The sequence below is a fragment of the Mesorhizobium album genome, assembly GCF_033977205.1.
Classification (GTDB): Bacteria; Pseudomonadota; Alphaproteobacteria; order Rhizobiales; family Rhizobiaceae; genus Mesorhizobium; species Mesorhizobium album.
Window position 1 is genome coordinate 40746 of the sequence record NZ_JAVIIW010000017.1, and the last position, 20674, is coordinate 61419.

Annotated in this window: 21 protein-coding genes; 17 read left to right on the top strand and 4 right to left on the bottom strand. The window is 64.9% G+C overall.

The window, feature by feature from the left end:
• The first annotated feature begins 5 nt into the window (after positions 1-5).
• The 6 genes from RFN28_RS15865 to RFN28_RS15890 all read left to right on the top strand — a co-directional run bounded on the left by RFN28_RS15865 (position 6) and on the right by RFN28_RS15890 (position 6089).
• Positions 6-1289 (top strand): NAD(P)/FAD-dependent oxidoreductase, encoded by a 1284-nt coding sequence (locus RFN28_RS15865; protein ID WP_320288265.1) that lies wholly within the window; start codon positions 6-8, stop codon positions 1287-1289.
• A gap of 107 nt (positions 1290-1396) precedes the next feature.
• The gene (locus RFN28_RS15870) at positions 1397-2284 is read left to right on the top strand and encodes an ABC transporter permease (RefSeq protein WP_320288266.1); all 888 of its coding nucleotides are present in this window, start codon (positions 1397-1399) and stop codon (positions 2282-2284) included.
• Positions 2281-3102 carry an ABC transporter permease gene (locus tag RFN28_RS15875; RefSeq protein ID WP_320288267.1) on the top strand — a complete coding sequence of 274 codons (822 nt, stop codon included), beginning with the start codon at positions 2281-2283 and terminating at the stop codon, positions 3100-3102. Before RFN28_RS15870 ends, RFN28_RS15875 begins: the two co-directional genes overlap by 4 nt.
• A 27-nt stretch (positions 3103-3129) precedes the next feature.
• A complete protein-coding gene (locus tag RFN28_RS15880; RefSeq protein ID WP_320288268.1) occupies positions 3130-4200 on the top strand; it encodes an ABC transporter substrate-binding protein in 1071 nt (356 codons plus the stop codon).
• A 208-nt stretch (positions 4201-4408) separates the two neighbouring features.
• Positions 4409-5014: a cupin domain-containing protein gene (locus RFN28_RS15885; RefSeq protein ID WP_320288348.1), complete on the top strand. Its 606-nt coding sequence runs from the start codon at positions 4409-4411 to the stop codon at positions 5012-5014.
• Positions 5004-6089, top strand: coding sequence for an ABC transporter ATP-binding protein (locus RFN28_RS15890; RefSeq protein ID WP_320288269.1), 1086 nt, complete (start codon positions 5004-5006; stop codon positions 6087-6089). The genes RFN28_RS15885 and RFN28_RS15890 overlap by 11 nt, the downstream gene beginning before the upstream one ends.
• Positions 6090-6107: 18 nt before the next feature.
• Here RFN28_RS15890 and RFN28_RS15895 read toward each other — a convergent pair whose 3' ends face one another.
• Positions 6108-6809, bottom strand: coding sequence for a GntR family transcriptional regulator (locus RFN28_RS15895; RefSeq protein WP_320288270.1), 702 nt, complete (start codon positions 6807-6809; stop codon positions 6108-6110).
• A 233-nt stretch (positions 6810-7042) separates the two neighbouring features.
• Between RFN28_RS15895 and RFN28_RS15900 the strand changes: the two genes are divergently transcribed.
• The 9 genes from RFN28_RS15900 (at position 7043) to RFN28_RS15940 (ending at position 16209) form a co-directional block, all read left to right on the top strand.
• Positions 7043-8083, top strand: a complete 1041-nt coding sequence (locus RFN28_RS15900) for an ABC transporter substrate-binding protein (RefSeq protein ID WP_320288271.1) — start codon at positions 7043-7045, stop codon at positions 8081-8083.
• Between the two features lie 79 nt (positions 8084-8162).
• Positions 8163-9245: an ABC transporter ATP-binding protein gene (locus RFN28_RS15905; protein WP_320288349.1), complete on the top strand. Its 1083-nt coding sequence runs from the start codon at positions 8163-8165 to the stop codon at positions 9243-9245.
• Positions 9242-10165 carry an ABC transporter permease gene (locus tag RFN28_RS15910; protein ID WP_320288272.1) on the top strand — a complete coding sequence of 308 codons (924 nt, stop codon included), beginning with the start codon at positions 9242-9244 and terminating at the stop codon, positions 10163-10165. The genes RFN28_RS15905 and RFN28_RS15910 overlap by 4 nt, the downstream gene beginning before the upstream one ends.
• The gene (locus RFN28_RS15915) at positions 10162-10962 is read left to right on the top strand and encodes an ABC transporter permease (RefSeq protein WP_320288273.1); all 801 of its coding nucleotides are present in this window, start codon (positions 10162-10164) and stop codon (positions 10960-10962) included. Before RFN28_RS15910 ends, RFN28_RS15915 begins: the two co-directional genes overlap by 4 nt.
• A 22-nt stretch (positions 10963-10984) precedes the next feature.
• Positions 10985-12571: a gamma-glutamyltransferase gene (gene ggt / locus RFN28_RS15920; protein WP_320288274.1), complete on the top strand. Its 1587-nt coding sequence runs from the start codon at positions 10985-10987 to the stop codon at positions 12569-12571.
• 50 nt (positions 12572-12621) lie between these two features.
• The gene (locus RFN28_RS15925) at positions 12622-14151 is read left to right on the top strand and encodes an acyl--CoA ligase (protein ID WP_320288275.1); all 1530 of its coding nucleotides are present in this window, start codon (positions 12622-12624) and stop codon (positions 14149-14151) included.
• Entirely contained in the window at positions 14151-15143 is a 993-nt protein-coding gene (locus RFN28_RS15930) for a 2-dehydropantoate 2-reductase (RefSeq protein WP_320288276.1), read from the top strand. The genes RFN28_RS15925 and RFN28_RS15930 overlap by 1 nt, the downstream gene beginning before the upstream one ends.
• Positions 15144-15308: 165 nt before the next feature.
• Complete coding sequence (locus RFN28_RS15935) at positions 15309-15662, top strand: SnoaL-like domain-containing protein (RefSeq protein ID WP_320288277.1); 354 nt, start codon at positions 15309-15311, stop codon at positions 15660-15662.
• A 193-nt stretch (positions 15663-15855) separates the two neighbouring features.
• The gene (locus RFN28_RS15940) at positions 15856-16209 is read left to right on the top strand and encodes an ArsC family reductase (RefSeq protein ID WP_320288278.1); all 354 of its coding nucleotides are present in this window, start codon (positions 15856-15858) and stop codon (positions 16207-16209) included.
• Between the two features lie 208 nt (positions 16210-16417).
• Here the strand turns inward: RFN28_RS15940 and RFN28_RS15945 are convergent, their stop codons facing one another.
• From RFN28_RS15945 to RFN28_RS15955, 3 genes are all read right to left on the bottom strand, one after another.
• Positions 16418-16774: a DUF488 domain-containing protein gene (locus RFN28_RS15945; protein WP_320288279.1), complete on the bottom strand. Its 357-nt coding sequence runs from the start codon at positions 16772-16774 to the stop codon at positions 16418-16420.
• Between the two features lie 24 nt (positions 16775-16798).
• Complete coding sequence (locus tag RFN28_RS15950) at positions 16799-18055, bottom strand: aminopeptidase (RefSeq protein WP_320288280.1); 1257 nt, start codon at positions 18053-18055, stop codon at positions 16799-16801.
• 85 nt (positions 18056-18140) lie between these two features.
• Positions 18141-19055, bottom strand: a complete 915-nt coding sequence (locus tag RFN28_RS15955; protein ID WP_320288281.1) for a LysR substrate-binding domain-containing protein — start codon at positions 19053-19055, stop codon at positions 18141-18143.
• A 97-nt stretch (positions 19056-19152) separates the two neighbouring features.
• Here RFN28_RS15955 and RFN28_RS15960 point away from each other — a divergent pair, with 97 nt between their 5' ends.
• Together RFN28_RS15960 and RFN28_RS15965 are read left to right on the top strand one after the other, a co-directional pair.
• Complete coding sequence (locus RFN28_RS15960) at positions 19153-19350, top strand: hypothetical protein (protein ID WP_320288282.1); 198 nt, start codon at positions 19153-19155, stop codon at positions 19348-19350.
• 71 nt (positions 19351-19421) lie between these two features.
• The gene (locus tag RFN28_RS15965) at positions 19422-20582 is read left to right on the top strand and encodes a YbfB/YjiJ family MFS transporter (protein WP_320288283.1); all 1161 of its coding nucleotides are present in this window, start codon (positions 19422-19424) and stop codon (positions 20580-20582) included.
• Positions 20583-20674 lie beyond the last annotated feature (92 nt).

The window sequence follows — 20674 nt, forward strand, 5'->3', positions numbered from 1 at the left end:
GACCCTTGCCCGCAGCCTTTTCCGATCCGATTTGGCGGAGGCCTCAGACGGTCCCGGCTTTCCAGTCCGACCTTTCGCTCGGCGGCACGCTCGACGCGGTCATCGTCGGCGGCGGCATCATGGGCCTATCGACCGCCTTGCATGCGGCACGTGCGGGTCTTTCTGTCCAGGTGCTGGAAGCCGGCGCGATCGGGCAGGGCGCCTCCGGCCTCAATGGCGGCCAGGTCATTCCGGGGCTCAAATATGATCCAGAATGGCTGATCGAGCATTTCGGCAGGGAGCGCGGCGAGGCCCTGGTCGACTTCGCCGCTTCGACGGCCGACGCGGTATTCGATGTGATCCGTGACGAGAAGCTCGCCGTGCCCTTCACGCGCAACGGCTGGATCCAGGCGGCGCATACCGAAACCGCCTTGAAGGCGGCGGCCAATCGTGACCGGCAATGGCGCTCGCGCGGCGCCGACGTCAAGCTGCTCGACCAGGCCGAGATCGCGGCGATGACTGGCGCCAAGGGCTATTTCGGCGGCTGGCTCGACCGCCGCGCCGGTGTCATCGATCCGCTGTCCTACACGATGGAGCTGGCGCGCGTCGCGGCAGGGTCCGGCGCGAAGATCGCCGAACAGCAGAAGGTTGTGAAACTCGGCAGGGAAGTCGGCCTCTGGCGGGTTTCGACGCAGGACGGGGCCGAGTTGCGCGCCAAGTCAGTCGTGCTCGCCACCAACGCCTATACGGACGGCCTGCTGCCTGGCCTCGCCCGGACGATCGTGCCGCTGCATTCCTTCCAGATCGCTACCGCGCCGCTGCCGGCTGATCTCGGCGCCAGCATCCTGCCGGGCGGGCAGGCGGTGTCGGACTCCCGCCGCATCCTCGTCTACTACCGCAAGAGCGCCGACGGCCGGCTGGTGCTCGGCGGCCGCGGCCGCATGGCGCTGCCTTCGAGCGCTTCAGACTGGGCGCATCTCGAACGCGCGCTTGTTCGGCTCTATCCCGCGCTTGCCGGTATCGCCATCGAAAAGCGCTGGTTCGGCCGCGTGGCGATGACGCCGGATCACCTGCCGCATCTGCATGAGCCGGAAAGGGGCCTGCTTGCCGTGGTTGGCTGCCAGGGCAGGGGTGTCGGGCTGATGAGCGCGCTGGGCAAGCGCATAGCGGGTTACCTCGCGAGCGGCGACACCCGGCAATTGCCGTTCCCGCTTTCGCCGATCCGGCCGATCCCATTCCACGCCTTTCGCCAGGTTGGCGTCGCCGCCACGATCGCCTGGTACAGGACGCTCGACGCGTTCGAACGCTGACGCCGAATGTGTGCAGTGCACAACCGATTCAGCTTGACAGTTTCATGAATATGAAAAAGCATTAGCCAATTTCAAAAATCCGATGGGCAGTCCCGATAGGCAGTCAGATGTCGACCATAGTTGCAGCGCGGCCATCGCCGGAAACCCGCATCTCGCCGGTCTTCCGTTTTGCCATGCTGCTGCCGGGCGGAGTGGTCACCTTCTTCCTCATCCTGTTCGCGCTCGGCCTGGTGCTCTTCCTCGCTTTCAGGGGCAATGACGGCTCGCTGCTCGGTGCCGGTCTGACAGCGGCGAATTTCGTCACGGTCGCCACCGATCCGCTCTACTGGACGGTGACGCTGCGCTCGCTGGTCATCGCCGGCTTGGTGACGCTGGCAACCGTGGTCACCGCCTATCCGGTCGCCTACTACCTCGCCTTCCATGCCGGGCGCCGGCGCAACCTGCTGCTCTTCCTGGTCACGCTGCCGTTCTGGACCAGCTACCTTTTGCGTGTCTTCGCCTGGAAGATCGTGCTTGCCTATAATGGCGTGCTCAACTCGGCCTTCATCGAAAGTGGCCTCTGGTCGCAGCCGACGCTCGCCTTCTTGAACACGCCGGCTGCGGTGGTGGTCACGCTGGCCCACGCCTACGCGCCCTTCGCCATCCTGCCGATCTATGTGGCTCTGGACACGATCCCCAAATCGCTGCTCGAAGCCGCTTCCGACCTCGGCGCTCGTCCCTTAACGAGCTTCTGCCGCGTCGTGCTGCCCAACTCGATGCCGGGTGTGCTGGCGGCAGCGCTCGTCGTCTTCGTGCCGACGGTCGGCGACTATGTCACGCCGGCCATGGTCGGCGGCCCGGCCAGCACCATGATCGGCACCCTGATCCAGTCGCAATTCGGCAAGGCCAATGACTGGCCGTTCGGCGCAGCGCTCTCGGTCTGCGTCATGCTGGTCATCCTGTGCGTGGTTCTTCTCGCGCGCGGCGCCGACCGCAGATTTGGCAGCCGCACATGAGCGCGGCGCGCACAGAGGCAACTGCAGGCGGCCGCTGGCTCGGCCTCTACGTGCTCGCTTACCTGGTGTTCCTCTATCTGCCGATCCTTTTGATCCCTCTGTTTTCCTTCAACGATTCCATCCAGGCCGCGTTTCCGCTTCAGGGCTTCACGCTCGGCTGGTACGAGACGCTCTACGGCAATCCGGCGCTCTCCGGCGCTTTGGCCAACAGCCTCGTCATCGGCGTCGTCGCCGCTTCCGGCGCGACGCTCTGCGGCATCACCGTTTCCTACATGGATCTTTGCGGCCGCTCGCCGCTCGCCGCCACCATCAGCGCCGTCGCTCGCCTGCCGATCCTGATCCCCGGCGTCATCGTCGGCATCTCGCTCCTGATCCTGGTCAACCTCATCGGCCTCGGCCCGTCGCGCGTCGCGATCGTCCTCGGCCATATCTTGGTGGCGCTGCCGACGACGGTTGTGGTGATGCGCAGCCGGTTCGCCGCCATTCCGAAAACCATCCGCGAGGCGGCGCTTGACCTCGGGGCGTCGGACTGGACGACCTTCCGGCGCGTCATGCTGCCGCTCAGCCTGCCGGCCGTGCTGTCGGCCTTCATGCTCGCCTTCCTGACCTCCTTCGACGAGTTCATCGTCGTCTTCTTCCTCGCCGGCACCCAGCCGACACTGCCGCTCTACATCTGGAGCCAGCTGCGCTTCCCGCGCTCGCTGCCGACCGTGATGGCGCTGGGGACGGTGATCCTCACCCTGTCCTTCGTCATCGCCGCGCTCGCCGAAATCCTGCGCCACCGCGGTCTCGGTGCCGCCCGCCGCAATCCAGGCTGAACCACAACAAAGAAGAGGAGAACGAAAATGGCATTCCATCTGAAATCGATCACCGGACACAAGGCCCGGGCGGGCCTTGCGGCGCTGGCCTTGGCCCTGTCGTCGACGGTCGCTCTGGCCGCCGACAAGCTGCAATACTTCACCTGGTCGGGCTATGAGCTGCCGGACTTCAACAAGAGCTTCCTTGCCGCGCATCCGGACGGCGTCGAGGCGACGATCTTCGGCGATGACGACGACGCTTTCACCAAGGTCAAGGCTGGCTTCCGTCCCGACATCGCGCATCCCTGCTACGACAAGGTGGCGCGCTGGAACAAGGAAGGCCTGCTGCAGCCGATCGACACCAAGCGCATCAAGAACTGGGATTCGATCTTCCCGGTGTTCAAGAACCTGCCCGATCTGCAGGCCGGCGACGGCAAGGTCTGGATGGTGCCGTGGGACTGGGGCAACACCTCGATCCTCTACCGCACCGATCTGGTGAAGAACCCCGAGGCGAGCTGGAACCTTCTGTGGGACAAGCAATATGCCGGCCGCATGGCGACGATCGACGCGGTCCATGACACACCGATCGTCGCCGCGCTGCTGGCGGGCGTGAACCCCTTCGACATGACGCCGGACCAGATGGACAAGGTGGCGGCAAAACTGCGCGAGCAGCGGCCGCTGCTGTCGAGCTATACCACCGACATGACCTCGGTCGAGCAGGCGCTGGCAAGCGGCCAGCTGGTTGCTGCCATGACCTGGAATGCGTCGGCCACGTCGCTCAAGAAGCAGGGCGTTCCGGTCGAGTTCATGAAGCCGAAGGAAGGCATGCTCACCTGGGCCTGCGGCTTCGTCATGCTGAAGGACGCTAAGAATGTCGATCTCGCCTATGACTTCATCAACAGCCGGCTCGATGCCGACTCCGGCAAGTTCCTGATCCAGTCCTACGGCTATGGCAGCTCGCTCTCGACCGCCTTTGCCGGCGTTTCCAAGGACGAGTTGGACAAGCTGCAACTGCCCTCGGATCCGGAAGTTATGCTGAAGAGCACCATCTTCACCGGGCCGATGAAGCAGAATGACGATGTGGCGAAGATGTTCGAAAAGGTGAAAGCTGGCGGCTGAGCTGGCGCCCCACCTTCTCCCCCAGGGGGAGAAGGTGGATCGGCGCGCAGCGCCGAGACGGATGAGGGGTGTTGGAAGGAATGAGACGTTAGCATTCCCTGGAACACCCCTCATCCGTCGCCTTCGGCGACACCTTCTCCCACAAGGGGAGAAGGGGAGCCTGGCGGCGCTGCGCCGCACCGGTGAAGAGACTGAACGAGGGCCAATGATGGACATTATGGACGAAGCCGAAAGACCGAAGGACGATGCCGATGTGCGCGTCGGCCGGCGCGTGCGGGCGCTGAGGCTCGAGCGCAAGCTGTCGCTGGCCGAGCTCGCCGCCAAGGCAGGCATTTCCATCGGCGCGCTCAGCCAGATCGAGCGCGGCATGTCCTCGCTGCGCGTCAAGGTGATCTGGCCGCTCGCCGCCGCCCTCGACATCGAGCCCTCTGCCCTGATTGCCGACGGCGACGAAGCGGTGAACGACCTCTTTTGCGTGCGCGCCGACAAGCGGCGCTCGATCCCGGTGAAGTCCGAGGGCATCGCCAAGGCGCTGCTGTCGCCGCCCGCCGCGACCCTTACCGGCATGCTGGTGACGGTCGAGGCCGGCGGCGGCACGGCGGAATCCTATGCCCATGCCGGCCATGAATTCGGCTTCGTGCTTTCGGGCGAAGTCGAGCTGGTGGTCGATGCCACGACCTACCTGCTCAAGGCCGGCGACAGCTTTGCCTTCAAGAGCACGCTGCTGCATGCCTTCCGCAATCCCGGCGCCGAACGCTGCCAGATCCTTTGGGTCAACACCACCAAGCCGTCCGAGGTACGCGATGGCGCCTGATGCGCTTGTTCGACTGCAGAAAGTCTCAAAAGTTTTTCCGGGCGGCGTGGTTGGCCTCGACACCGTCGACCTCGATATCGCCGCGGGCGAGTTCCTGACACTCCTCGGTCCCTCCGGCTGCGGTAAGACGACGAGCCTGCGCGTCATCGCCGGATTCGAGAGCCCGACCAGCGGCAATGTTGTGCTCGAAGGCCGCGACATCACCGGGCTGAGGCCCTTCGACCGGCCGGTCAACACCGTCTTTCAGGACTATGCGCTGTTCCCGCACATGGATGTGGCGGCCAATGTCGGCTTCGGCCTGTCGCTGCGCAAGCTCACCGGCACCGAGCAGGCCAAGCGCGTCGGCGAAGCGCTCGACATGGTCGGGCTCGCCGACAAGATCGGCGCCCGCATCTCCGAGCTCTCCGGCGGCCAACGCCAGCGCGTCGCGCTCGCCCGCGCAATCGTCTGCGAACCGCGCGTGCTGCTGCTCGACGAGCCGCTGTCGGCGCTCGACGCACATCTGCGCGAGCAGATGCAGGTGGAATTGAAGCGGCTGCAATCGCGGCTGGGCACCACTTTCGTCATGGTCACCCACGACCAGACCGAGGCGCTGTCGATCTCCGACCGCATCGTCGTCATGAACAAGGGCCGCATCGAGCAGATCGCGCCGCCGGCGATCCTCTACGACCGGCCCGCGACGCGGTTCGTCGCCTCGTTTATTGGCACGATGAATCTCCTGCAGTCGCGTTTCTTGGGCCGCGACGGCGAACGCCTGCGCTTCGCTGCCGGCGAGCTGTCGTTGGAGGCTGTCTCGGATGGTGGCGAGATGCCGGCCGCGGGCGACATACGCATCATCGGCGTGCGGCCGGAGGATCTGCTCGCAGCCACCGAGGCCGCCGACGGTACCGCGCCGGCGCGGGTGAGCGGCATCGTCTTTCATGGCCGCACGCTGCGCCTCCATGCCGAGCTCGGGCAGGGGACCTCGATCGTCATCGATGCGCCGCGCCGCGGCGACGGCTTTCAATTCAGCGTCGGCGACGTGGCGCATATCAGCCTGCGCCGCGGCGCCAACTGCCCGATGCTTGCGAGCTGATGCGATAGAGCGCTTCGCTCACGACGCCTTGGCGAAAAATCCCTGATAGTCGGATTTGGCCTGCAGCAGGCGCAGGATGTTCTCGCGCGAGCCGCGCACATGGGCGCGGGCGCGCTCGCCGGCAAGCGTGACGTCGCCGGCACAGATCGCGTCGACGATCCCGGCATGCTCCTCGCGGGTGAGCTTCCACTCATCCAGCCACAGAAGCTCCGTCCACACATATTGCTGGCATTTGTCGAGGATGCCGCAGAGCATGCCGCAGAGCATCTCGTTGCCGCTCATTTCGGCGATTACCCGGTGGAGGTCGATACCGACCTGCAATTCCTCGAATTTCTCCCTGGTGCTGCGGTCGGGGATCGCCGCCAGCCGCTCGCATTCGGCAAGCATGCCACGCAGCCTGGCCTTGTCGGCGGCGGATGCGTTGGCGGCCGCCAGCTCGGTCGCGCGCCCGTCAAGCAATTCGCGGATATCGAAGGCCTCGCGGAACATGGTCAGGTTGAATTCGGCGACCACATAGCCCTGGCGCGGACGCCCGATCACCAGCCCGTCGCGCTCGAGCCGGTTGAAGGCCTCGCGCACCGGCGTGCGGCTCACCTTCAGGCGCTCTGCGATTTCGTTTTCCGTCACGCGGCCGCCGGGCGGGATCTGGCCGGTGATGATCATCGCCTTCAGCTTCTCGAACACCGAGTCGCGCAGCGTGTTTTTCCGTTCCTTGCCCAAACTTCCCGCTCCAACGGTCTCTGTGACGGATTCGCAGTCTAGTGCCTTTTAGCGCCTGCTTGAAACAGGACCGTTTCGAGAGAAGCAGTTGCCTCGAAATATCTCTGTCTCTCTCGCGGCCAAAAAACACCATCATCCGAGTTGACATCGGCTCTCGCCGAATTACACTCAAAATTGTATACAAATTCGCATACCAAATCAACGATAACGGGAACACCGGTTGGAGAAGCGAAATGACGAAGAGACATTGCATTCAAGGCTTGGCCTTCGCCGGCCTGCTGGCCTCGGTCGCCGTTCCGGCATCGGCCGCCGACACCATCACCGTCGCCTCATGGGGCGGCACCTATCAGGAGGCTGAGACCAAGGCCTTCTTCGATCCGACGGCCAAGGATCTCGGCATCACCATCAAGCAGGACACCACCAACGGCCTGGACGACGTACGCCTGCAGGTCACCGGCAACGCCGTCAAATGGGACATCACCGAGCTTGGCGCCGACGAATGCGCGCGCGGTTCCAAGGAAGGCCTGTTCGAGAAGCTCGACTACAATGTCATCGATAAGAGCGGCATCAACCCGAAGCTCGTCCATGACGACTGGGTGGGCATCTCCTACACGTCCGTCGTGCTGATCTACCGTACAGATGTTTTCGGCGACAAGGGCCCAAAGACCTGGGCCGATTTCTGGAACGTAGAGAAATTCCCCGGCCGCCGCGCGCTTTCCGGCAGCCAGGCGACGGAAACGCTGAGCGTTGCCGCACTCGCCAAGGGCACTCCGATCGACAAGGTCTATCCCGTCGACATCGACGGCGCATTGCAATCCGTCGACAAGGTCAAGGGCCACATCGATGCCTGGTGGACTTCCGGCGCGCAGGCCATGCAGCTCGTCAAGGACGGCGAGGTCGATATGGCCAGTATCTGGAACGGCCGTGCCGGCACCTTGAAGAAGCAAGGCGCGCCGGTCGCCTTCTCCTTCGACCAGGGCGTGCTCACTGCCGATTGCATGGTCATCCCGAAGGGCTCGAAGAACAAGGATATCGCCATGAAGGCGCTGGCCAAGTTCGTCAGCCCGGACCTCCAGGCCAACCTGCCGCTCTATGTCGACAATGGCCCGGCTAACGAGAAGGCCTTCGAGACCGGCAAGATCCCGCAGGAGCGCATCAAGGACATCAACTCCTCGCCGGAGAACGTCAAAAAGCAGGTGCTGCAGGATCCCGCGTTCTGGCGCGACAACCTCGTCGAAGCGACCGAGAAGTTCAACAACCTGATCCAGCAGTAAAGGCTGTGTCGGAGCGGCGCTCTGAAGCGTCGCTCCGTTCCATTCCGCTGACCATGATCCGGAGTTGAAGGAGATGCTCTTGTCTCTTGCGCCGTCCGCGCTTCCCATCGGCATTAACGGCATCGACAAGCGTTTCGGCGCCGTCTCCATCCTCAGCAACCTCAGCCTCGATGTCACCGCCGGAGAGTTTCTGACGCTGCTCGGTCCGTCCGGTTCGGGAAAGACGACGCTGCTGATGATCCTTGCAGGCTTCGTGCGGGCCAATGCCGGCTCAATCAAGGTCGGCGGCGAAGAGATCATCACCATGGCGCCGCACAAGCGCAACATCGGCATGGTGTTCCAGAACTATGCGCTGTTCCCGCACATGAACGTCTTCCACAACATCGCCTTTCCGTTGAAGCAGCGGCGTGTGTCGGCGGCGGAAACGGCAGAGCGTGTCGAAAGAGCCTTGGACCTTGTGCAATTGAAAGGTCTCGGCGAGCGCCGCGTCGACCAGCTTTCCGGCGGCCAGCGCCAGCGTGTGGCGCTTGCCCGCGCCATCGTCTTCGAGCCGCGCATCGTGCTGATGGACGAGCCTTTGTCGGCGCTCGACAAGGGGCTGCGTGAGCATATGCAGATCGAGTTGCGCAACCTGCATCGCCGGCTCGGCATGACGACCGTCTACGTCACGCATGACCAGCGCGAGGCGATCACCATGTCGGACCGCATCGCCGTCATGAATGCCGGGCGCATCGAGCAGATCGACCAGCCCGAGGCCCTCTATGCAAGGCCGAAGACGAAGTTCGTCGCCGGCTTCATCGGCGAATCCAACTTCATTCCGGTCGAATGCCGCAATGGCAGCGTCTGGTACGAGGACAGGAAGCTGCGCATGATCGATCCCGCCCCGTCTGTCGGCCGACATCTGATGGTGGTGCGGCCGGAGAAATTGCAGCTGGTCGCCGACGCCCGACAGGCAGGCGCCCTCAACGCGCTGCCGGCGACCGTCGGCGATGTCATCTATCAAGGCGACAGCTTCATCTGCTACGCGACGCTTCGCGACGGCCGGCAGGTGACGCTGCGCGACTATTGCCGCTCCGACGTGCTCGCGAAGCTGCCGGCGCCCGGCGAGCCGATCACGCTCGGCATCGATGCGCAGGATGTCGCGCTGGTGACGGATCAATGAGCACAGGGTCCGCCAGTCTCGACGATGCCGGCAAGCCGGACGGTGTGCTGAACGCCGATGCGTTGAGCGCCGATGCCCGGCGGCAGGCGCTTGGGCTCCTGGCGCTGCTCTCGCCCGGGTTGTTCCTGGTCTTTGCCGTCATCATTGTGCCGATCGGCTGGCTGTTCTGGCTCTCGCTCTTCGACGAGACCGGTCAACTCAGCCTCGCCAACTATGCGCGCTTCTTCGAGCAGGCGTCCTACATCAAGACCTTCGCCACCACGTTCAAGGTGGCATTCGTCGTCACCGGCGCCTGCGTGCTGTTCGGCTATCCGCTAGCCTACATGCTGTCGCAACTGCCGCGCCGCGCGGCTTCGATCTGCTTGATCTTCGTCATCCTGCCATTCTGGACCTCGGTGCTGGTGCGCACCTATGCCTGGCTGGTCATCCTGCAGCGCAAGGGCCTGATCAACAACTGGCTGATCGACCTCGGCCTGATCGGCCAGCCGCTGCCGCTCGCCAACAATTTCGCCGGCGTCGTCATCGGCATGACCCATATCATGCTGCCGTTCCTCGTGCTGCCGCTCTACGCCTCGATGAAGACGATCGATCAAGACTGCCTGCGCGCCGGCATGAATCTCGGCGCCAGCCCCGCCGCCACCTTCCGGCAGGTCTTCTTCCCGTTGTCGCTGCCCGGCCTTGCCTCCGGCGTGGTCATCGTCTTCGTGCTTTGCCTCGGCTTCTTCGTCACGCCGGCGCTGATGGGCGGCGGCAAGGTCATCATGTGGGCAATGCGCATGGAGCAGGCGACCAGCCTTTATTCCAACTGGGGCGCGGGTGCTGCGCTCGGGGTCGTGCTGCTCGCCGTGACGCTGGCGTTGCTCGGCCTGTTCCAATGGCTGCTCGGCGCCCGCGCCACCGGTGTGTGGAGCCGGCGATGAGCGCGGAAAATGCCCTGCCCATCTCGCATTGGCAACGCCTTTGGCTCTACTTGCTGGGCGGCCTTGTCATGCTGTTCCTGATCGCCCCTTCGGTGATCATCGTCATCATGTCCTTCTCGGGCTCGACGCTGCTGCAGTTCCCGCCCGAGCAATGGTCGCTGCGCTGGTACGAAAGCTATTTCGGATCGGTCGAATGGCGCGACGCCACCATCGTCTCGGTCAAGGTGGCGGTGATGACGGCTATCGTGGCGACGCCGCTCGGCACTGCCGCGGCCTATGCGATCAACGCCGGCACGCTGCGGCTGACCGGCGCGATCAACGCGCTGCTCACGGCATCGCTGATCATCCCGGTCATCCTGATCGGCATCGGCACCTTCTTCCTCTATGCCCGCATCGGCCTCAACAACACGCTGACCGGCCTCGTCATCGCCCACACCGTGCAGGCGCTGCCGCTGGTCGTGCTCACCGTGCTTTCCGGCTTGCGCTCCTACGACATGAACCAGGAGATGGTGGCGCGCAGCCTCGGCGCTGGGCGCTTCGCCGCCTTCTTCCAGGTGACCATGCCGCAGCTGCGCTTCTCGATCGTCTCGGGCGCGCTATTTGCCTTCATCACCTCCTTCGACGAGGTGGTTGTCTCGCTCTTCATCTCGGGCGGCGAGACCACGACGCTGACGCGCCGCATGTTCAATGCGCTGCGCGACCAGATCGACCCGACGATTGCCGCCATTTCGACTTGCCTGATCGTGCTATCGATCGTCTTGTTGTCCGCCGCCCAGCTTTTCGGCCGCGGACGTTGAATACAGGGATACCAATACCAGCATGCGTGATTTCCAGTTCCCAGGCCGCTCGCCGGTCCGCGCCACCGAAGCCATGGCCGCGACCTCGCATCCTTTGTCGACGCTTGCCGCCGTCGACATGCTGCGCTCCGGCGGCAACGCCATGGACGCGGCGGTCTGCGCGGCGGCAGTGCAGGCCGTGGTCGAGCCGCAATCGACCGGCATCGGCGGCGACTGCTTTGTCCTCTATTGCCCGAAAGGGCAGGGTGAGGTGATCGCCTTCAACGGCTCGGGCCGCGCCCCCCAGGCTGCCACGGTCGATTGGTATCTGGAGCACGGCTTCAGCGAGCTGCCGAAGCAGGGCGCGCACGCGGTCACCGTTCCCGGTGCCGTCGACGCCTGGTGCCGGCTGCTGGAGGATCACGGTCGCAAGGGTATCGCCGATGCTCTGGCGCCCGCCATCCGCTATGCCGAAGAAGGCTATGTCGTGCACGACCGCGTCGCTTTCGACTGGGCTGATCCGGAAACCGATCTGTCGGCCGACGAGGTGGCGGCGCGCATCTTCCTGCCGGGCGGCAAGCCGCCCAAGGCCGGCGATATCCATCGCCAGCCGGAACTCGCCGAAACACTGCGCATCATTGCCAAAAAGGGCCGCGCCGGCTTCTACGAGGGCGAAGTCGCGGAGGATCTCGTCGGACGGCTTCGCGCGCTGGGCGGCCTGCATACGCTGGACGACTTCGCCGCGACGAAGGGCGACTACAGGACCCCGGTCAGCACCTCCTATCGCGGCCACGACATCCACCAGATGCCGCCCAACAATCAGGGCCTGACCGCGCTCTTGATGCTGAACGTGCTCTCCGGCTTCGACCTCGGCGCGCTCGATCCGAATGGCGCCGAGCGGCTGCATTTGGAGATCGAAGCCGGCCGGCTGGCCTATCGCGACCGCGACAATCTGATTGCCGACCAGGATCGTGTCGCGGTGCCGGTGAAGGAACTTTTGTCCAGCGCCTATGCCGACCGGCTGCGCGCCGGGATTGATCGCGAGCGCGCCATGACGCATTTGCCGCGCGTCGATTTGCCGGGCAGCGACACGGTCTACATCACGGTCGTCGACCGCGACCGCAATGCGGTGAGCTTCATCAACTCGACCTACTATTCCTTCGGCAGCGGCGTCGTCGGCCCCAAGACCGGCGTCGTGCTGCAGAATCGAGGCACCAGCTTCCGGCTCGATCCGAAACATCCGAACTGTATAGCGCCGGGCAAGCGGCCTATGCATACGATCATGCCGGGCATGATGACGAGCAACGGCCGCGCCATCATGCCGTTCGGCGTCATGGGCGGCGGCTATCAGCCTTTCGGCCATGTGCATCTTTTGACCAACATGATCGACTTCGGCATGGACCCGCAGCAGGCGCTCGACGCGCCGCGCGTCTTCTACAACCACGATGTCGTCGAGGCCGAACGAAGCGTGCGTCCAGATGCCATCGATGGCCTGCGCCACCGGGGCCATCGCGTTGTCGAACCAGACCATCCTCTTGGCGGCGGGCAGGCCGTATTCATTGATTGGGAAAAAGGCACGCTGACCGGCGCCTCCGATCCGCGCAAGGACGGGCTGGCGCTCGGATATTGAGCAGCCCTTTGCTGGACATCAGCCGATCGTTCGAAACATAGTCTGGAACCATGACAAACAGCGCAAATTCCATCGACCTCGCCCATCGCCTTGCCACCGGCGCCGAAGATTCGCCGGCCATTGCCGCACCCGACCGGACAGCACTTTCGCATGGCGGGTTGCGCCGGCTGATTGGCGAGACCGTGGCCCGGCTCAACGCGCTCGGCATCGGCCGCGGCGACCGCGTCGCCATTGTGCTGCCGAACGGACCGGAGATGGCGACGGCCTTCATCACGGTCGCCGCGGGCGCTTCCACCGCTCCGCTCAATCCGGCCTACCGCGCCGACGAGCTCGACTTTTATCTCAGCGACATCGGCGTGAAGGCGATCCTCGTCGGCAAGGACGAGCAGGGACCATCGGTGGAAGTTGCCGAACGCCTCGGTATCCCCGTGCTGCGCCTTGTCGTACCGGTCGGTGCGCCGGCTGGTGTCTTCATCATCGAGGGAGATCCGGTCGGTCCGCCGGTCGCATCCGGATTGGCCGAGGACAGCGACACCGCACTTCTTCTGCACACCTCCGGCACCACCTCGCGTCCAAAACTGGTGCCGCTCAGCCACGCAAACCTCGCCGCTTCGGCCGCGCATATCGGCGCGACGCTCGGCCTGACACCGGCTGACCGCTGCCTCAACATCATGCCGCTGTTCCACATCCATGGGCTGATCGCGGCGGTGCTGTCATCGCTCGCCGCCGGCGGCAGCGTCTTCTGCACGCCGGGCTTCAACGCGCTGCGCTTCTTCCAGTGGCTCTCTGAAGCGAAGCCGAGCTGGTACACGGCAGTGCCGACCATGCACCAGGCGATCCTGCCGCGCGCCGCGCGCAATCCCGAGCAACTGGCCGACGCGAAGCTGCGCTTCATCCGCTCCTCGTCGGCGTCCCTGCCGGCGCAGGTCATGGCCGAGCTCGAGGCGACATTCGGCTGCCCGGTGATCGAGTCCTACGGCATGACCGAGGCCGCTCACCAGATGGCCTCCAACCGGCTGCCGCCCGGTCTGCGCAAGCCGGGCAGCGTCGGCGCGGCCGCCGGGCCGGAGGTAGCCGTCATGGCGCCGGACGGGCGGCTGCTCGAGCCCGGCGAGATCGGCGAGATCGTCATCCGCGGCCCGAACGTCACCGTCGGCTACGAGAAGAATCCGGACGCCAATGCCAGCGCCTTCGCCCATGGTTGGTTCCACACCGGCGACCAGGGCGTGCTCGACGAGGACAACTACCTTCGCGTCACCGGACGGCTGAAGGAGATCATCAATCGCGGCGGCGAAAAAATCTCGCCGCTCGAGGTGGACGGCGTGCTGATGGACCATCCGGCGGTGGCGCAGGTCGTCACCTTCGCCATGCCGCATGACAAGCTCGGCGAGGAAGTCGCGGCCGCGATCGTGCTGCGCGAAGGCCAGAGCGCCAGCGAGGCCGACATTCGCGGCTTTGCCGCGATGCGGCTCGCCGATTTCAAGGTGCCGCGCAAGGTGGTGATCCTGGACGAGATCCCCAAGGGCGCGACCGGCAAGTTGCAGCGCATCGGCCTCGCCGCCAAGCTCGGTCTTGGCTGATGCGCATCACCGTCTTCGGCGCCGGCGCGATCGGCGGCTATCTCGCCGCCAAGCTGGCGATCTCAGGCTCGGTTGACCTCTCGATCGTCGCGCGTGGTGCGCATCTGGAGGCGATCAAGGCAGGTGGCCTTCGCCTGATCGAGGACGGCAAGGAAACGGTAGCTTCGGTCAGGGCCGCAGCGCGGGCCGAGGAGCTCGGCGAGCAGGACTATGTCGTGCTGGCGCTGAAGGCGCATTCGTTGGCGCCGGCACTCGGTCAGATTGTGCCGCTGCTGGGCGAGGGGACGGCCGTCGTCACCATGCAGAACGGCGTGCCCTGGTGGTATTTCTACAAGGCAGGCGGCGCGCTCGAGGGCACGCGGCTCAACGCGGTCGATCCCGGCGGAACGGTCTGGGAGACGATCGGGCCGGAGCGCGTCATCGGCTCTGTCGTTTATCCGGCCGTCGAGGTCGATGCGCCCGGCCTGATCCGTCATATCGAGGGCACGCGCTTCTCGCTCGGCGAGCCTTCGGGTGAAAAGAGCGAGCGTGTCGCAGCGCTGGCGCGCGAAATGGTCAAGGCCGGGCTGCAGGCGCCGGTGCGCGAGGACATACGCTCGGAAATCTGGGTGAAGCTCTGGGGCAATCTCTCTTTCAACCCGATCTCCGCGCTGACCGGCAGCACCCTTGCAGCCATCGTCGCCGACGAAGGCACACGCGCCGTTGCGCGCGCCATGATGCTGGAAGCGCAGGCGATCGGAGAAAGCCTCGGCGTGCGCTTCCTCATCCCCGTCGACCGGCGCATCAAGGGCGCCGGCGATGTCGGCGAGCACAAGACCTCGATGCTGCAGGATCTCGAACGCGGCCGCCCGATGGAGATCGACGCGCTGGTGAGCGCAGTGCAGGAACTCGGCCGTCTAACCGGCAAGCCAACGCCAACCATCGACAGCGTGCTGGCGCTGGTGCGGCGCCTGGCGATCGAACGCGGGTGTTATTCTACGATTTCCCGGTAGTTGGCAATTGAGCGGCCAGGACGACGCGATAGCCGCCATGCGCGCATCCTATGGCGCAAGTCGATCCGTTCCCTCCTGACACGGATTGTCAGCTACCAGCACCCTGGCGGTGGGCGGCGGAAAGGCGGTGCCCTACTTGGAATCCGTCTGAACAGGGAGGAAGTCATGACCATTGCGGATATTGCCAAGGATTTCACGCAACTGCTCAAGCAGGGCGACAGCGAAAGCGCCGCCGCGAAATACAATGCCGACGACATCGTCAGTTACGAAGCAATGGAAGGGCCGATGGCCATCTGCCGCGGCAAGGACGCTGTCAAGCAGAAGGGCCAGTGGTGGCAGGAGAACAACGAGGTCCATGGTGGCTCGGTCGAAGGCCCCTATGTCAACGGCGACCAGTTCGCGTTGCGCTTCACGTTTGACGTGACGCCGAAGTCTACGGGCAAGCGCGCCACCATGGACGAGGTCGGCCTCTATACGGTCAAGGACGGCAAGATCAGCGAAGAGCGCTTCTATTATTGAGGCCGAAATAACCGCCGACCTCCGGCAGTCAGCGCCTATCGCTGCGCGGTGAGAAATCGTGCATGGCGGCTAGGATGACGCCTCGGCCGCCATGGTGCGCGTCAAATCGTCTTCGCATAGTCACGCTGGCAAAGCGGACAGGGCAGGCCTAGGGTTCGGCCAGATTCGCAACTCCATCCGCCCGAGGTCTGTCTTGACGATCACCATGTACGGCATCACCACCTGCGACACGATCAAGAAGGCGCGCGTCTGGCTGGAGAGCCGCGACGTTCCCTATCGCTTCCATGACTATCGGGCAGAGGGGATCGAGGCGGAGAAGCTGAACGGCTGGGTCGGCAAGGTCGGCTGGGAGAAACTGCTCAACAAGGCAAGCACGACGTTTCGCGAGCTGCCGGAGGCAGACAGGCAATCGCTTGACGAGAAGAAGGCCAAGAAGCTGATGCTCGCCAAACCGACCATGATCAAGCGCCCGGTGCTGGAGGTTGGCGACCGCATCCTGGTTGGGTTCAAGGCGGAGGCTTACGGGGAGGCGGTTGGCGGAAGGTAGCGTCAGCCTCGCACGTCGCGTTCCTTCGCGCCCCCTCTGTCCTGCCGGACATCTCCCCCACGAGGGGGGAGATTAGCAGCTCGGGTACCCTCGCTTATTCCTGCAACGTTGGCGATTGGCGAAGGCCGGCGCGACTACCGATCTCCCCCCAAGTGGGGAGATGTCCGGCAGGACAGAGGGGGGGGCTGTCCCGCCGGCGTCTCAGTGCTTATGCATGAGTTCGCAAATACCCCGCCAGCGCCACCGCATTGTTGTGCGCCTCGTCATGCGCGCCGTAGAGCAACGTCACCTTCCCCTCATGCAACAGCCCGCGCAGTTGCGTGACCGCCGCCTCGTTCCGGTCAAGCTCGGCACGATACCGCTTCTGGAACTCGGCCCAGCGCTCGGGATCATGTCCGAACCACTTGCGCAGCTCGTCGCTCGGGGCTATCTCCTTCAGCCACAGCGTCAGTTCGGCATCCTTCTTGGCGACACCGCGCGGCCAGATGCGGTCGATCAGCACCCGCTGGCCGTCGGTCTTCTCGGGCGCCTCGTAGACGCGCTTCACCGCTATGTCGAAGGCCATTACGCCTCCTTTTGCCCGAACCTCTCAGGCCCACTCGCCCTTGCGCATCACCGGCACGCGGCTGCCGTCCTTGGCCACACCGTCGATGTCGATCTTGTCCGAGCCGATCATCCAGTCGATGTGGATGAAGCTCTTGTTGCCGCCGCGCTGCGCGATCTCGTCCTGGCTGAGCGAAGCGCCGTTGACGAAGCACTTCGAATAGCACTGTCCGAGCGCGATATGGCAGGCGGCATTCTCGTCGAACAGCGTGTTGAAGAACAACAGCCCGCTCCGCGAGATCGGCGAGGAATGCGGCACCAGCGCCACTTCGCCGAGGCGGCGCGCGCCCTCGTCGGTGTCGAGCACCTTTTTCAACACGTCTTCGCCCTTCGAGGCCTTGGCCTCGACGATCCGCCCACCCTCGAAGCGCACCGAGATCTCGTCGATCAGCGTGCCTTGGTAGGAGAGCGGCTTGGTCGAGGTGACATGGCCCTCGACGCGCCAGGCATGCGGGGTGGTGAAGACTTCCTCTGTCGGGATGTTGGGGTTGCACGTAATGCCGTTCTTGGCGGTCGAGGCGCCGCCCATCCACTCATGCCCCTCCGCCAAGCCGACCGTCAGGTCGGTGCCGGGACCGGTGAAATGCAGCGCATGGAAATTGTGCTCGTTCAGCCATTTGGTGCGCTCCGCCAATGCCGCGTTATGCGCTTTCCAGTTGCCGATCGGATCCTCGACATCCACCCGCGAGGCCGAGAAGATCGCGTCGGCGAGCTTCGCCACCGCGACGTCGTCGAGCTCGCCCGGAAACACCTGCTTCGCCCAAGCCAAGTCGGGATAGGCGACGATGTTCCAGTTGATGTCGAAGCCGGTGATCTTCTCCAGCGCCAGCTGGTAGGCCATCGAGTTCGCCTTGTTGGCGCGCGCCACCTTGGCCGGGTCCTGCGAGGACAAGAGCGACGGGTCCTCGCCGCGCACCGCAAGCCGCGCCGCATTGTTGGAGAAGGCTTTCGCCATGCCTTCGTAAAGCCAGCCGGCGGCGCGATCGAAGCCGGCGTCGGCGCCGTAGCGGAAGCGTGCCAGCGTGATCTCGTCGTCGTTGAAGATCGGCGTCACCAGCCCGGCGCCGGCCTTGTAGGCATGCTCGACGATGCGCCGGGTGAGCGGCAGCGCCGCGATCGACGAGGTCAGCACCAGATCCTGTCCGGCCTGCAGCTGCAGCCCGACCTTGACCGCGACCTCCGCCAGCCTGTCGAGCTTCACCGGGTCGATCGTTGCTGAGACGCCGCGCGAATGTGTGGTCATGATCCTGCCTGCCGTATGTTGGGGTCTGGCCCATACATAGACCGGCAAGGTTGGCCTTTCCACCGCGATCGACTGGGCCTGTGTTTCAGGCGGCGCTGTCGAGCGCCCGGAACTGCGCCATCGTCGCCTCGATCTCCTCGCGAATCCAGGCCTTGAAATCGCGCACCTTGCGGCTCTCGCTTTTTGTTGCCGACGTGACCAGCCAGTAGCCCAGCCCGCTCTCGGCCCGCACGCCGAAGGGCGCCACCAGCCGGCCGTCGGCCAGCGCATCGGCGGTCAGCAATTGCCAGGCGAGCATCACGCCGTGGCCGGCGATTGCCGATTCCAGGCACAGCATCGGGTCGGTGAAGCGTGCGCCTTTTTGGAAAGTGACCGGCTCGACGCCTGCCGCCTCGAACCAGCTGTCCCAGCTGATCATCGCCCGCTCGTCGGTGATGGCGCAGGTCTGCGCCAGGTCCTCGATCGACTTCAGCTTGGCCGCGATCGAGGGCGCGCAGACCGGAAATACCTCTTGCGCGAGCAGCAGCTCAGCCCGGCCGCCCGGCCATTTGCCGTCGCCCAGCCGGATGGCGATGTCGATGTCGGAATGGTCGAGGTCGGCGATCCGAGCGGAAGCGTCGATGCGCAGCAGCACGTTCGGGTGGCGGGCGAAATGCCGCGACAGCCTTGGCAGCAGCCATTTCGAGGCGAAGGCCGGCGCCACCGATACCACCAGCGTGCATTCGGTTGCCTCATCGGCCAGCGCCACCGCTTGCACGAGCTCGCGGAAGCCGGCGCTGAGCCGCGCCGTGAACACAGTGCCGAATTCCGTCAGCACCAGTCCTGCAGGCGTCCGCTCGAACAGCGCCTGCCCCAGTTGTTTTTCCGCGCGCTTGATCTGCTGGCTGACGGCGCTGACCGAGACGTTGAGCTCGGCCGCCGCAGCGGCGAGCGATCCAAGGCGGGCAACGGTTTCGACGGCGCGCAGGCCGTTGAGGTGGACGCGATTCAGCATAGCCATTCAGTTTTTCTAAACAGGTGGGGCCGAAATCTCAATTGAAACCCGGCAAGGAAGGGCAGATTTTAGCGAGAGAAGGCCAGACCGTGGAGGCAATCCGATGAAGATTTTATCCTTCCTGAAGGGGCTTTCCGGTGCCGAGCCAAGACAAGCTCGGCAGGACGACGACGAGATTGCCCGCTGGATCGTCGACCCGCTGTCGCATCCGGTGCTCGACACCATGTCGGAGCGCGAGCTCGGCGACATGCCGTTCCGACTGACGGCCGGCCGCACGGTGTACGAGACAGCTTGCCGCTGAAGGCGGCCCGACCGAACTGGCCCAAGGCAACCGCATTGTTTCGCCTGCGCACACACCTATGTTGCGCTGCAATGAACGCCGCCTCGCCATCCCCTTTGCGTCTTGTTTTCGCCGGCATGGTCGCGCTTGCCGTCGCCATGGGCATCGGCCGCTTCGTCTACACGCCGATCCTGCCCGGCATGATGGAGGAGCTGCATCTGACGCCGGCCGATGCCGGCTGGATCGCCTCCGCCAACTATCTCGGCTACCTCATCGGCGCGCTTGCCGCGGCAGGCGGCTGGGCGCACGGCCGCGAGCGCCTGCTGATGTTTTCCAGCCTCGCCGCCAGCGCCGTACTTGCGGGCCTGATGGGCCTCAATGAGACGATGGGGGCATTCATCGTCATCCGCTTCCTCGCCGGCCTCGTCAGCGCTTTCGTCATGGTGTTCATGTCGTCGATCGTCTTCAGCCACCTCGCCGAAGCCGGCCGCAACGACCTGCAGGCACTGCATTTCGGCGGCGTCGGCTTAGGGATCGCGGCATCCTCGGCACTGTTGGCCATTCTCGTTACCTCCCATGCCGGTTGGTCTGCGGGCTGGCTGTGGTCGGGAGCGATTTCCGCTGTCGGCTTGGCCGCCGTCGCCTGGCTCACCGGCTCCGCCATGCCTGCCAACGGCGACGACGGGCCTGAGCCGGCCTTGCCGAAGAACAGATCGCTGACGAAGATGATTCTTGCCTACGGGCTCTTCGGCTTCGGCTATGTGGTGACCGCGACCTTCCTGGTTGCCATCGTGCGCCAGGGCGGCGGCGGGCGCGTCTTCGAGGCCGCGGTCTGGATGGTCACCGGACTTGCCGGTCTTCCGGCGACCTGGTTCTGGCAGAAGGCCGCCGGCAGGATTGGGCTCTACGCGGCTTACGCCGTGAGCTGCCTGGTCGAGGTGGTCGGCGTCACCGCCAGCGTCGTCATCAAAGGGTCCGCCGGACCGCTGCTCGCCGGCATCCTGCTCGGCGGCACCTTCATCGCCATCACAGCGCTCGGCCTGCAGGCGGGCAGGAAGCTTGCGCCACAGGCGCCGCGCCGCATCTTCGCGGTGATGACCGCCGCCTTCGGCCTCGGCCAGATCGTCGGCCCGGTCGCCGCCGGCCTACTCGCGCAGGCGTCGGGCAATTACGTGCTTGCCTCGGCCATGGCAGCTGCCGCTCTGCTGGTTTCCGGCGTCATTGCCTGGACGGCGGCGCCAAAATCGCCATGATTATGGTCTTGCTCGGTGCCGGGCATCGGGCAGGGCATTTTCTTTCCCACTAATGTGTGAATTTATGCCCGCCGAACAGCAACGCCGCTGAT